Origin of the sequence: Dermabacter sp. HMSC06F07 (genome assembly GCF_001807345.1) — a bacterium.
In the GTDB taxonomy this organism is placed as follows: domain Bacteria; phylum Actinomycetota; class Actinomycetes; order Actinomycetales; family Dermabacteraceae; genus Dermabacter; species Dermabacter hominis.
The window spans coordinates 85,059-98,094 of record NZ_KV788577.1 but is presented as its reverse complement, the minus strand read 5'-3'; the positions used below and the strand labels follow the sequence as shown (position 1 = coordinate 98,094).

Genomic DNA, 13,036 nt, shown 5'->3' with positions numbered 1-13,036 from the left:
TCGGACCTTCATCCCCCGAAGATCTCAGCCCCAACCATTCAGACCTTGACGACTTTTTAGACGAGAGAAGGACACACGTGCTCGACGTCAACCACTTTGACGAGCTCAAGATCGGCCTCGCGACGGCCGACGACATCCGTTCCTGGTCATACGGCGAAGTTAAAAAGCCCGAAACCATCAATTACCGCACCCTCAAGCCCGAGATGGACGGCCTCTTCTGTGAGCGCATCTTCGGCCCGACCCGCGACTGGGAGTGCTACTGCGGCAAGTACAAGCGCGTGCGATTCAAGGGAATCGTGTGTGAGCGCTGTGGCGTAGAGGTCACCAAGTCTTCCGTGCGCCGTGAGCGCATGGCCCACATCGAGCTTGCGGCTCCCGTGACGCACATCTGGTATTTCAAGGGCGTGCCGAGCCGCCTCGGCTACCTGCTCGACCTCGCGCCGAAGGATCTCGAGAAGGTCATCTACTTCGCGGCCTACATGATCACGAAGGTCGATGACGAGGCCCGTCACACCGACATGCCCGAGCTTCAGAGCCGCCACGACCTCGAGATCCGTGAACTCGAAAATGAGCGCGATGCCGCGATCAACGATCGCGCGGTAGCTGCCGAGAAGGACCTCGCTCAGCTCGAGGAAGAAGGCGCGAAGGCCGACGCGAAGCGTAAGGTTCGCGATTCCGCGGAGCGCGAGCAGGCACAGATCCGCAAGAAGTATGACGCTGAGATCACGCGCGTGCAGAACGTGTGGGAGCGCTTCAAGAACCTCGAGGTTGCCGACCTCGAGGGCGACGAACAGCTCTACCGCGCGATGAAGCTCCGCTACGGCCACTACTTCGAAGGTGGCATGGGTGCCGAGGCCGTGCAGCAGCGCCTGCTCGACTTCGACCTCGACTCCGAGGCTGAGAAGCTCCGCGAGGTCATCGCGAACGGCAAGGGGCAGAAGAAGGCTCGCGCCCTCAAGCGCCTCAAGGTCGTTTCGGCGTTCCAGCAGACGACCAACTCGCCCGCCGGCATGGTGCTTGACTGCATCCCCGTGATCCCGCCGGATCTTCGCCCCATGGTGCAGCTCGACGGTGGCCGCTTCGCGACCTCCGACCTCAACGACCTGTACCGACGTGTCATCAACCGCAACAACCGTCTCAAGCGCCTCATCGACCTCGGTGCGCCCGAGATCATCGTGAACAACGAAAAGCGCATGCTTCAGGAGTCGGTTGATTCGCTGTTCGACAACGGCCGCCGCGGCCGCCCCGTCACGGGACCCGGCAACCGCCCGCTCAAGTCGCTCTCCGACATGCTCAAGGGCAAGCAGGGTCGTTTCCGTGCGAACCTGCTCGGTAAGCGCGTGGACTACTCGGGCCGCTCGGTTATCGTGAACGGCCCGGAGCTGCACCTTCACCAGTGTGGTCTCCCGAAGGGCATGGCTCTCGAGCTGTTCAAGCCGTTCGTCATGAAGCGCCTCGTGGATCTCTCCCTCGCGCAGAACGTCAAGGCCGCCAAGCGCATGGTCGAGCGTTCGCGCCCCGAGGTGTGGGACGTTCTCGAAGAGGTCATCACCGAGCACCCCGTGCTGCTCAACCGTGCACCCACGCTTCACCGCCTCGGTATTCAGGCGTTCGAGCCGAAGCTCGTCGAGGGCAAGGCCATCCACCTGCACCCGCTCGTGTGTGGCGCCTTCAACGCTGACTTCGACGGTGACCAGATGGCCGTGCACCTCCCGCTTTCGCCCGAGGCGCAGGCAGAGGCGCGCATCCTCATGCTCTCCTCGAACAACATCCTCAAGCCGTCGGACGGCCGCCCCGTGACGATGCCCGCACAGGACATGGTCATCGGCCTCTACCACCTGACGACCCCGAAGCCCGAGGCACTCGGCCACGGCCGCTCGTTCTCGTCGATCGCCGAGGCGATCATGGCTTTCGATAGCAACGAGATCGACCTGAACGCACCGATCAAGGTGCGCTTCACCGATGTCGTGCCGCCGTCGGACTGGAAGGCTCCCGAGGGCTGGAGCGAGGGTGACCCGATCACCCTCGAGACCACGCTCGGTACCTACTACTTCAACGAGACCCTCCCCGAGGACTTCCCCTACGTTGAAGGCCAGGTTGGCAAGAAGCGCCTCGGTGGCGTCGTGAACGCGCTCGCCGAACGCTACGACAAGGGCCAGGTGTCGGCTTCGCTCGACGCACTCAAGTCCTACGGTTTCTCGTGGTCGACCTACTCGGGCGTGACCTTCGCGTTCAGTGACGTTGTGGCGCCGCCGAACAAGCCGGAGATCATCGCGAAGTACGAAGCGAAGGCCGCGCAGGTCGAGGAGAACCGCGACCTTGGTCTCGTCTCCGAAGCTGAGCGCAGCAGCGAGCTCATCGACATCTGGACCGAGGCGACCAACGAGGTTGCCGAGGCGATGAAGGCGAACTTCCCGGTGGACAACACGATTTACCGCATGGTGCATTCCGGTGCCCGTGGTAACTGGATGCAGATCCGCCAGATCGCCGGTATGCGTGGCCTCGTGAACAACCCGAAGGGCGAGATTATTCCCCGCCCGATCCTCTCGAACTACCGCGAGGGTCTCTCGGTGCTCGAGTACTTCATCGCATCGCACGGTTCGCGTAAGGGCCTTGCCGATACCGCACTCAAGACCGCGCAGTCGGGTTACCTGACGCGTCGTCTCGTGGACGTCTCCCAGGACGTCATCGTGCGTGAGGGCGATTGTGGAACCTCGAAGGGCTTCACGATGGCCATCGGTCAGGACCTCGACGGTGTCATCGTGCCCGCCGACAACGTTGAGATCACGGTGTACGGCCGTACGCTCGCGCAGGACGTGGCAGGCGAAGACGGCACGGTTCTCGCATCCGCCGGTGACGACGTCGGCGATGTGCTCATTGAGAAGCTCCTCGCCGCGGGTGTCACCGAGGTGAAGGTCCGCTCCGTTCTCACGTGTGACTCCGCTGTGGGCACGTGTGCGCAGTGCTATGGCCGTTCGCTTGCGACCGGCCAGCTCGTGGACATCGGCGAGGCCGTTGGCATCGTCGCCGCGCAGTCGATTGGTGAGCCCGGTACCCAGCTCACGATGCGTACCTTCCACTCCGGTGGTGTGGCGTCGGCTGAGGGCGACATCACGCACGGTCTCCCGCGTGTGCAGGAGCTCTTCGAGGCACGTACCCCGGCGGGCTTCGCCCCGATCACCGAGGTTGCGGGCCGCGTGAGCGTCGACGAATCCGAAAAGCAGCGCAAGCTCACCGTGACGCCGGATGACGGCAGCGAACCCGTGACCTACACGCTTTCGCGTCGCGTGACTCCGCTCGTCTTCGACGGCGACCACGTTGAGGTCGGCCAGCAGCTCACCCCGGGCTCGGTTGACCCGAAGCAGGTGCTTCGCATCCTCGGCCCGCGCGCCGTACAGAAGCACCTCGTGGACGAAGTCCAGAAGGTATACGTCAGCCAGGGTGTGGACATTCACGCCAAGCACATCGAGGTCATCGTTCGCCAGATGCTGCGCCGCGTGACGATCGTGGCCTCGGGCGACACGAAGCTCCTGCCCGGCGACCTCGTCGAGAACGCCGCGTTCATCGAAGCCAACCGCGCTGCCCTCGCCGAAGGTGGGGAGCCCGCTCAGGGCCGCCCCGAGCTCATGGGTATCACGAAGGCGTCGCTTGCGACCGAGTCGTGGCTTTCGGCCGCCTCGTTCCAGGAGACGACCCGCGTGCTCACCGAGGCTGCACTCAGCTCCAAGAGCGACAAGCTCATGGGCCTCAAGGAGAACGTCATCATCGGTAAGCTCATCCCCGCGGGCACGGGCCTTCCCCGCTTCCGTAACTTTGAGGTGGAGCCCACCGACGAGGCGAAGGCGCAGATGTACACGGTTCCCGGGTACGACGACTTCGGTCTCACCGACTTCAGTGGTGCCGGCTCGAGCCTGAACCTCGACGACTTCAGCTACTCGGATCCGTTCAATACGGACTTCCGCTGATCTTCGCGCCTTCGGGCGTCACCGGAGGGCCGGTCCTTTCCCAAGCGGGGGAGGGCCGGCCCTCTTTTTTCTCTGTTGCCGCGCCGATCGCAGCGCCGCCTGCGCATGTGTGAGGCAAACCGCGGCGAGCGTCAAGCGTTGGCAAAATAGCGGTTTGTCTTGTTTTAAGGCTTGGTGTTGCGGGTACCGTCCCGCTTTCGTGCGCGACAAGATGGAGACATCCGAAATCCGCACTCGCGCCCACCGTGCGCGACGCTTCCCGTGCACTCGTCAATGCGAAGGACACTCGTGAAGAAGAAGACTCCGATTATCGCCGCAGCCGCACTCGCGACCGTATTCGCGGGCGGTGGCGGTGGCGCAGCCTACGCGATGTCGAACGAAGTCACCGTGAACGCCTACGGCCGCGTGGCAACGTTCCGCACGTTCGACACGCAGGTGGCCGACATCCTCGAAGCGCACGGCGTGGATGTCTCCCACACCGATCTCGTGAAGCCTGCTCTCGGCGAGACCGTCGACTCGGGTGACAAGATCGTCGTGAAAGAACGCGAAGAGGTCAAGCTCAGTGTCGACGGCGCAGAGCAGTCGGTCCTCGTCGAGGGCGATACCGTTGCCGATGCACTCGCGCAGGCCGGAATCGACGCCGAAGGGGCCGCGGTTTCCCCGAAGCCCGACACCAAACTTGAGGATGTCGACGGTCCCGTGACCGTGACGACCCCCAAGGACATCACCGTGACCGGCATGAACGGCTCGTGGGTTGCCAAGGGCACGACCGTTCGAACCGTTCAGGATCTCCTCGATAAGTACTTCGCCGACTCGGTTGACGCCGACGACGACGTCACGCCCTCGCGTGACACCGTCCTCAAGGATGGCGACACGATCCACCTCGTGCGCCTCAGCTCCGAGGAAAAGACCGAGAAGGTTGCGATCGACTACAAGACCGAGACCCGCAAAGATGACGCGATCTACGAAGGCGAAACTCGCGTGGTCACGAAGGGCGAAAAGGGCGAAAAGACCATCGTCAAAAAGATTTCGACGACCGACGGAAAAGCGACGGGCGAGGAAGTCGTGAAGGAAGAGGTCACGAAGGAACCCGTCACCGAGGTCGTCGCCAAGGGCACCAAGAAGCGCCCCGCTGAGGAACCGAAGAGCGCGGAACCGAAGAGCGAGGACGTGAGCAAAGCTAGTGGCGACGCCCCGAAGCAGAGCCGCAAAAAGCGCAGCGAATCCGCGCCTCAAGGCGGCAAGGCTGTGAGCGGCGTTCGTTCGTGCGGTGCCTCGTTCTACGGCAACGGCGACGGCACTGACGGCGGCCCCACGGCAAGCGGCGAGCGTTTCAACACGCATGCGTACACCGCGGCCCACAAGAGCCTGCCGTTCGGCACCCGCGTGCGCGTGACCAATAAGGCCAACGGCCGCAGCGTGGTCGTGCGCATCAACGACCGTGGCCCGTACGTGGGCGGTCGCTGCCTCGACCTTTCCTACGCGGCGATGAAGAGTATCGGCGGCGTGAGCTCCGGCGTGGCACGCGTCGACTGGCAGATCGTCGAGTAAGCCACCATGACAAAAAGCGGGCCGACGGTACTCAGCTACCGTCGGCCCGTTTCCTTTGCTGTTGCCTGCGCGACACTTCCAGGTTCCCGTGCATGTGATGTACGACGAACTGGCCCCAGTCCTTTGACCGGAATAAAACGCGCAACGTAGACTGATGAACTGTGCCTGGGTGCCCTATGCCCTCTCGCGGCCTCGCCTCGTGCGAGTGCAATGAGCGGGGGTACGGTATCGCAGTCACCGGGCCTCATGAGGGGTCCGTGCGGGTCGAGATTGACACCCCTCGCGGCGTCGTCTCGGGTCGCGGCCCACTCCACACCCGTGGACCCGGTGCTTCGGCGCCTGTGGGCAAAGAAGGTGATCTGGCCGTGTGAAGAGCGCGGCTAGCGACAGAAAGAGAAAAAGTGCCTACTATTCAGCAGTTGGTGCGCAAGGGTCGCCAGGATAAGCCTGTCGCCTCGAGCACGCCCGCGCTCAAGGGCTCGCCCCAGCGCCGCGGCGTGTGCACCCGTGTGTACACCACCACCCCCAAGAAGCCGAACTCGGCGCTCCGAAAGATTGCACGTGTTCGCCTCTCCTCCGGTGTCGAAGTTACGGCCTACATCCCCGGTGAAGGCCACAACCTTCAGGAGCACTCGATCGTCCTCGTTCGCGGCGGTCGTGTGAAGGACCTCCCGGGCGTCCGCTACAAGGTCGTTCGTGGTTCGCTCGATACCCAGGCCGTGAAGGGTCGCCAGCAGGCACGCTCGCGGTACGGCGCGAAGAAGGAGAAGAAGTAATGCCACGTAAAGGTGCAGCTCCCAAGCGTCAGCTCGTGGTCGACCCGGTCTACGGCTCGCCCATCGTCACTCAGCTCATCAACAAGGTTCTCCTCGACGGTAAGAAGACCGTCGCCGAGCGCATCGTTTACGGCGCTCTCGAAGGCTGCCGTGATAAGAACGGTCAGGACCCGGTTGCGACCCTCAAGAAGGCTCTGGACAACATCCGTCCGTCCCTCGAGGTTCGTTCCCGTCGCGTCGGCGGTGCCACCTACCAGGTGCCCGTCGAGGTGCGTGCCGGCCGCTCGACGACCCTCGCGCTGCGCTGGCTCGTTGGCTACTCGCGTGCTCGCCGTGAGCACACGATGACCGAGCGCCTGATGAACGAGATCCTCGACGCTTCGAACGGCCTCGGTGCCGCTGTGAAGCGTCGCGAAGACACCCACAAGATGGCGGAGTCCAACAAGGCCTTCGCTCACTACCGCTGGTAATCGCCGGCGGTACTCGAACCGAAGCGCAGAAAGGCATAGCCCGTGGCACTTGCAGTGCTTAAGGACCTCAGCAAGGTCCGCAACATCGGCATCATGGCACACATCGATGCTGGTAAGACCACCACCACCGAGCGCATCCTGTACTACACCGGCGTCAACTACAAGCTTGGCGAAACCCACGACGGTGCCGGCACCATGGACTGGATGGAGCAGGAAAAGGAACGCGGCATCACCATTACGTCCGCGGCAACGACCTGCTACTGGCACGACAACCAGATCAACATCATCGACACGCCCGGCCACGTCGACTTCACCGTTGAGGTGGAGCGCTCGCTGCGCGTTCTCGATGGCGCTGTTGCCGTGTTCGACGGCAAGGAAGGTGTCGAGCCGCAGTCGGAGACCGTGTGGCGCCAGGCCGACAAGTACAACGTGCCGCGCATTTGCTTCGTCAACAAGATGGACAAGATGGGTGCGGACTTCTTCTTCACCGTCGGCACCATCGTTGACCGACTCAAGGCGAAGCCGCTCGTCATGCAGGTGCCGATCGGCGCTGAAGCGGACTTCCGCGGCGTGATCGACCTCCTCGAGATGAAGGCCTACGAGTGGCCCGAAGAGTTCGAAGAGGACGCCCCCGAGTTCAACAAGAAGAAGGGCGATGCCGCTCTCGGTCAGTACCAGAAGGAGATCCCGATCCCCGCGGATCTCCAGGCCAAGGCTGAGGAATACCGCGAGAAGCTCGTCGAGGACGTCGCCGAGGCAAGCGAAGAGCTCATGGAGAAGTACCTCGAAGAGGGCGAACTCTCAATTGAGGATCTCAAGAAGGGCATTCGCGAACTCACGATTTCCTCGCAGGCCTACCCGGTGTTCTGTGGCTCGGCGTTCAAGAACAAGGGCGTGCAGCCCATGCTCAACGCCGTCGTTGACTTCCTTCCCTCGCCGCTCGACGTCCCGCCGATGGTGGGCCACGACGTCAACGATGAGGAGAAGGAGCTCACGCGTAAGCCCTCCGCTGACGAGCCTTTCTCCGCGCTCGCGTTCAAGGTTGCCGCACACCCGTTCTTCGGCTCGCTCACCTACGTGCGCGTGTACTCGGGCCACGTTGAGACCGGTACTCAGGTGCTCAACGTCACCACGGGCAAGAAGGAACGCGTCGGCAAGCTCTTCCAGATGCACTCGAACCAGGAGAACCCTGTCGACGAGGCATTCGCGGGCCACATCTACGCGTTCATCGGTCTGAAGGACACGACCACCGGCGACACGCTGTGCGACGCGCAGCACCCGATCGCTCTTGAGTCGATGACCTTCCCGGAGCCCGTGATCTCGATGGCGATTGAGCCGAAGACCAAGGGTGACCAGGAGAAGCTCGGTATCGCGATTCAGCGTCTCGCCAAGGAAGACCCGACCTTCCAGGTCGAGCTTGACGAGGAAACCGGCCAGACGGTCATCAAGGGCATGGGCGAGCTTCAGCTCGACGTGCTCGTGGATCGTATGCGCCGCGAGTTCAAGGTCGAAGCGAACGTGGGCTCGCCGCAGGTGGCCTACCGCGAGTCGATCAAAAAGACCGTTGAGAAGTTCGACTACACGCACAAGAAGCAGACCGGTGGTTCCGGTCAGTTCGGTAAGGTTCAGATCACCTTTGAGCCTCTCACCGACGCTGAAGAAGGCGTGTTCTACGAGTTCGAAAACCTCGTCACCGGTGGCCGCATCCCGCGTGAATACATCCCGAGCGTTGACGCGGGTATTCAGGATGCGCTCCAGTCCGGCGTTCTCGCCGGCTACCCGGTGGTGAATGTCAAGGCATCGCTTATCGACGGTGCTTACCACGACGTGGACTCCTCGGAAATGGCGTTCAAGATTGCCGGTTCGATGGCGACGCGCGAGGCCCTCAAGAAGGCCCAGCCGATTCTCCTCGAGCCGATCATGAGCGTCGAGGTTCGTACTCCCGAGGAGTACATGGGAGATGTCATCGGCGACCTGAACAAGCGACGTGGTCAGGTTTCGTCGATGGAGGACGCGAGCGGGGTCAAGATTATCCGTGCTCTCGTCCCGCTGTCCGAAATGTTCGGCTACATTGGCGACCTGCGTTCCTTCACGCAGGGCCGCGCGATGTACACGATGCAGTTCGACAGCTACGCGGAGGTCCCGAGGAACATCTCGGAAGAGATCATCGCGAAGACGCGGGGCGAGTAAGCCTTACGAGGATTTGCGGGTAGAGTAGATCTGTTCGCTGATTCTCGGACCGCTTGGGTCGCCTCCCTTCGGGGGCGCCCCACCCGTTCAACAGAAGTACACCCAACCAAAGTCCTAGGAGGACACACTATGGCTAAGGCCAAGTTCGAGCGTACTAAGCCGCACGTCAACATCGGCACCATCGGTCACGTTGACCACGGCAAGACCACGCTTACCGCTGCCATCTCGAAGGTTCTGTACGACCAGTACCCGGACCTCAACGAGCAGCGCAACTTCGATACGATCGACAATGCCCCTGAGGAAAAGCAGCGCGGCATCACGATCAACATCTCCCACATCGAGTACCAGACCGACAAGCGTCACTACGCTCACGTCGACGCTCCGGGCCACGCCGACTACATCAAGAACATGATTACCGGCGCTGCTCAGATGGACGGCGCAATCCTCGTGGTTGCCGCCACCGACGGCCCGATGGCTCAGACCCGCGAGCACGTTCTTCTTGCTCGCCAGGTTGGCGTTCCCTACCTCCTCGTTGCACTCAACAAGTGCGACATGGTCGACGATGAGGAAATCCTCGAGCTCGTCGAGATGGAGGTCCGTGAGCTCCTCGCTTCGCAGGAGTTCGACGAGGACGCTCCCGTCGTTCGCGTTTCGGCGTTCAAGGCGCTCGAAGGCGACGAGAAGTGGGTCAAGTCGGTTCAGGACCTCATGGCTGCCGTCGACGAGTCGATCCCGGATCCGGTTCGCGACATGGACAAGCCGTTCCTCATGCCGATCGAGGACGTCTTCACCATCACCGGCCGTGGCACCGTTGTGACCGGTAAGGTCGAGCGTGGCAAGCTTGCCATCAACTCGGAAATCGAGATCGTGGGTATCCGCGAGGCTCAGAAGACCACCGTTACCGGTATCGAGATGTTCCACAAGCAGATGGACGAGGCTTGGGCAGGCGAGAACTGTGGCCTCCTCCTCCGTGGCACCAAGCGTGAAGACGTTGAGCGTGGCCAGGTTGTTGTGAAGCCGGGCTCGATCACCCCGCACACCGACTTCGAGGCTCAGGTCTACATCCTCTCGAAGGACGAGGGTGGCCGCCACAACCCGTTCTACTCGAACTACCGCCCGCAGTTCTACTTCCGTACCACGGACGTGACCGGCGTTATCACCCTCCCCGAGGGCACCGAGATGGTCATGCCTGGCGACTCGACCGAGATGACCGTTGAGCTCATCCAGCCGATCGCTATGGAAGAGGGCCTCGGCTTCGCTATCCGTGAGGGTGGCCGCACCGTTGGCTCGGGCCGCGTTACCAAGATCATCAAGTGATCTAGCGCTGCATAGCCTGCAGAGTTAAGAGAAGAGGCGCTCCGGATTCGTCCGGGGCGCCTCTCTTTGTGTTGCGGGGAGGGGAGAGGGCTTGGGGCGCCCGAGGTCTACGGGGTGCTACGGCTGCTCGGGGCGGGGTGGAGTCCCTTTCGTGCTCGGGGCGGGCTGGAATCCCTTCCGCGGATCTGTACCCAACGTTTGTGGCGGAATTGGGCGTGATACCGCCGCAAACGTTGGGGTTAGTTTGCTGGTTCAGAAGAAGGTGGGGTCGGGGTGCCGGGTGGTCGGGGTGCTCGGTGCTCTGCCGAGGTCAGTTCCGTCTAACCGCGCGGGTGCGGCTCGTCATCGCCGTGGGTGCCGCGCGCGGAATCAGGGTCCGACGGCAACCCGAATGTTGGTCGCTTCGGAGCTTCGGCATCGTCGCTCTTCAGCGAAGTGGAATCGCCGAAGCTGTGAGCATCGTCGCGGGTGGCCCCTGACGCTATCGAACCTTGTGCCGGTTCCATCGGATCCCGGCTCTCAGGTGCGCTTTGCCCGTACTGGGGTCGATTGGAGCGGGCAGACGACGGACCGTCCGCGCCGTAGCTGGGCGAACCAAGAGGTTGCGTGCCAGGCGATTGAGTGCCAGGCGACTGTGTGCCGGGCCCTGTCGGTCGATTCTTTGCGGAGTCACCATAGCCGCTGCCCCCAAAGGCGCCGTCGCCGAGGCGGATGCCTGCGCCGGTGAGGATGCGGCGCGCGTCCATGACGTTGCGGTGCTCGACGAGGAGCTCGTAGTGCATGGGGACCGTTGCGGTCATGGACGTGAAGTCGCGTTGACCACCGCTCATGGCGTGCCCAATTACCGCCCAGACCGTGAAGAACACGGCGCCGAGGAGAACGGAGCTGAGGATCGTCGAAAGCCAGTTCGAGGAAAGCATGCTGAACAGCAGGCCCACGAAAAGTCCCATCCACATGCCGCTGAGCGCGCCTCCAAGGATGACTCGGCCCCAGGTCTTGCGTCCGGTCACGCGCTCGATGAGGCGCAGGTCGGTTCCCACAATGAGGGTGTTCTGTACTGGAAAACCGGCGTCGGCGAGGATGTCGACCATGCGCTGAACGTCGGCATACTCCTTATATGTGCCGAGCGATTGCGGAAATTCGAGTGAAAATGCCTGCGATTGGAGCGGGCTGTGCGACTGTTGGCTCATGGGCCCACTCTAGGATGCTCACCTGCGCGTCTTTTCGAAACAGTGAGGCGCCCGGCGCTGGAGGCTGTGGCATGGCGCTGGAGCCTGCGCGAAGGTGAGAGCTTGGCAGCGCGCGGGGGTGCGAGTTTGCGGCAGAGTGCGAGGGCGCGAGAGTGCGCGGCGGGAGAGTCCGACGGTGTGAGCTTGCGGCAGGGTGTGAGGACGCGAAGGCGTGCCCCTGTGGCAGGGGAGTCCGACGGTCGATGTCCGACGGTGAATGCTTGTGAGGCGTTCCACGCCACGACCCCTGGTGCGCGTTTGCGATACGTGGCAAACTAGATGAGTTGCTTGCGCGAGCGGCCATGCCCGGTTCCGTTCCCCGTCTCTGGGAATGACCACCGGATGACGCTCAGCCCAAGGATGCGAACAGTGTGGATACTCCGCTGAGGGCGCATCGTTCGAGGGAAAAGTCGCAAGGACAAGGGTTTCGCGCGGCCTTTTTGCGCCTCGCAAGAGCGACACACCCGACCGCGGGTGTCGGTCTGGCCCACTCCATGTAAGAGCGGTTTTAGAGAAAGAGATAGACCTAGGCTATGGCGGGACAGAAGATCCGCATCCGGCTCAAGTCGTATGACCACGAGGTGATTGACAGCTCGGCGCGCAAAATCGTCGACACTGTCACCCGCGCTGGTGCAACGGTCGTGGGCCCGGTGCCGCTGCCGACTGAGAAGAACGTTTTCGTTGTGATCAAGTCGCCGCACAAGTACAAGGATTCCCGTGAGCAGTTCGAGATGCGCACCCACAAGCGCCTCATCGACATCGTCGACCCCACGCCCAAGGCTGTGGATTCGCTGATGCGCCTCGACCTGCCTGCGGACGTCAACATCGAGATCAAGCTCTGAGGTATCGGAACACATGAGTAACGAACTGACAGGGCAGCGCGATCGCGTCATCAACGGCGTGCTCGGCACCAAGCTTGGCATGACCCAGGTGTGGGACGAGGACGGCAACATCGTCCCCGTGACCGTGGTTCAGGCCGGCCCGTGTGTCGTCACGCAGGTCCGCTCGCAGGACGTTGACGGCTACGACGCTGTCCAGATCGCGTACGGCGCGATCGATCCCCGTAAGGTGACGAAGCCCCTCAAGGGTCACTTCGAGAAGGCCGGCGTGACGCCGCGCCGTCACCTCGTTGAGCTCCGCACGAACGACGCCGCGGAGTACGAGCTCGGCCAGGAGATCGACGCTTCGATCTTCGAGGCCGGCCAGAAGGTCGACGTCGTTGGCACGACCAAGGGTAAGGGCAACGCTGGTGTCATGAAGCGTCACGGCTTCGCCGGTGTGAGCGCCTCGCACGGTCAGCACCGCAACCACCGCAAGCCCGGCTCGATCGGTGGCGCTTCGACCCCCGCTCGCGTGTTCAAGGGCATGCGCATGGCGGGCCGCATGGGCGGTAACCGCAATAGCGTCCAGAACCTCACCGTTCAGGCGGTGGACGCCGAGAAGAACCTCGTGCTCATCAAGGGTGCCGTTCCGGGCCCCAAGGGTGGCATCGTTCTGGTTCGCTCGGCCGTCAAGGGTCCGAAGAAGGGAGCCTGATT

9 protein-coding genes are annotated in these 13,036 nt (G+C 62.8%); 8 read left to right on the top strand and 1 reads right to left on the bottom strand.

Annotation, left to right across the window (positions count from 1 at the left end; genetic code table 11):
- The first annotated feature begins 77 nt into the window (after positions 1–77).
- The 6 genes from HMPREF3157_RS02810 (at position 78) to tuf (ending at position 10,269) form a co-directional block, all read left to right on the top strand.
- Positions 78–3,965 carry a DNA-directed RNA polymerase subunit beta' gene (locus HMPREF3157_RS02810; protein WP_070435456.1) on the top strand — a complete coding sequence of 1,296 codons (3,888 nt, stop codon included), beginning with the start codon at positions 78–80 and terminating at the stop codon, positions 3,963–3,965.
- A 288-nt stretch (positions 3,966–4,253) separates the two neighbouring features.
- Entirely contained in the window at positions 4,254–5,516 is a 1,263-nt protein-coding gene (locus HMPREF3157_RS02805; protein WP_070435455.1) for a septal ring lytic transglycosylase RlpA family protein, read from the top strand.
- Positions 5,517–5,917: 401 nt separating this feature from the next.
- A complete protein-coding gene (gene rpsL, locus HMPREF3157_RS02800) occupies positions 5,918–6,292 on the top strand; it encodes a 30S ribosomal protein S12 (RefSeq protein WP_016664014.1) in 375 nt (124 codons plus the stop codon).
- The gene (rpsG, locus tag HMPREF3157_RS02795; RefSeq protein WP_070435454.1) at positions 6,292–6,762 is read left to right on the top strand and encodes a 30S ribosomal protein S7; all 471 of its coding nucleotides are present in this window, start codon (positions 6,292–6,294) and stop codon (positions 6,760–6,762) included. Before rpsL ends, rpsG begins: the two co-directional genes overlap by 1 nt.
- 42 nt (positions 6,763–6,804) lie before the next feature.
- Positions 6,805–8,952 (top strand): elongation factor G, encoded by a 2,148-nt coding sequence (gene fusA / locus HMPREF3157_RS02790; RefSeq protein ID WP_070435453.1) that lies wholly within the window; start codon positions 6,805–6,807, stop codon positions 8,950–8,952.
- A 129-nt stretch (positions 8,953–9,081) separates the two neighbouring features.
- Positions 9,082–10,269 (top strand): elongation factor Tu, encoded by a 1,188-nt coding sequence (tuf, locus tag HMPREF3157_RS02785; protein ID WP_016664017.1) that lies wholly within the window; start codon positions 9,082–9,084, stop codon positions 10,267–10,269.
- Positions 10,270–10,589: 320 nt separating this feature from the next.
- Here the strand turns inward: tuf and HMPREF3157_RS02780 are convergent, their stop codons facing one another.
- Positions 10,590–11,459, bottom strand: a complete 870-nt coding sequence (locus HMPREF3157_RS02780; protein ID WP_070435452.1) for a YflT domain-containing protein — start codon at positions 11,457–11,459, stop codon at positions 10,590–10,592.
- Between the two features lie 572 nt (positions 11,460–12,031).
- Between HMPREF3157_RS02780 and rpsJ the strand changes: the two genes are divergently transcribed.
- Both rpsJ and rplC read left to right on the top strand, forming a co-directional pair.
- Entirely contained in the window at positions 12,032–12,340 is a 309-nt protein-coding gene (gene rpsJ / locus HMPREF3157_RS02775; RefSeq protein ID WP_055089348.1) for a 30S ribosomal protein S10, read from the top strand.
- A gap of 13 nt (positions 12,341–12,353) precedes the next feature.
- A complete protein-coding gene (rplC, locus tag HMPREF3157_RS02770; RefSeq protein WP_016664020.1) occupies positions 12,354–13,034 on the top strand; it encodes a 50S ribosomal protein L3 in 681 nt (226 codons plus the stop codon).
- Positions 13,035–13,036: the final 2 nt, after the last annotated feature.

Bases quoted from the DNA above. Each gene is read 5' to 3' on its own strand.
- rpsG (WP_070435454.1), top strand. From the start codon at position 6,292: ATGCCACGTAAAGGTGCAGCTCCCAAGCGTCAGCTCGTGGTCGACCCG.
- tuf (WP_016664017.1), top strand. From the start codon at position 9,082: ATGGCTAAGGCCAAGTTCGAGCGTACTAAGCCGCACGTCAACATCGGC.
- HMPREF3157_RS02780 (WP_070435452.1), bottom strand. From the start codon at position 11,459: ATGAGCCAACAGTCGCACAGCCCGCTCCAATCGCAGGCATTTTCACTC.
- rpsJ (WP_055089348.1), top strand. From the start codon at position 12,032: ATGGCGGGACAGAAGATCCGCATCCGGCTCAAGTCGTATGACCACGAG.
- rplC (WP_016664020.1), top strand. From the start codon at position 12,354: ATGAGTAACGAACTGACAGGGCAGCGCGATCGCGTCATCAACGGCGTG.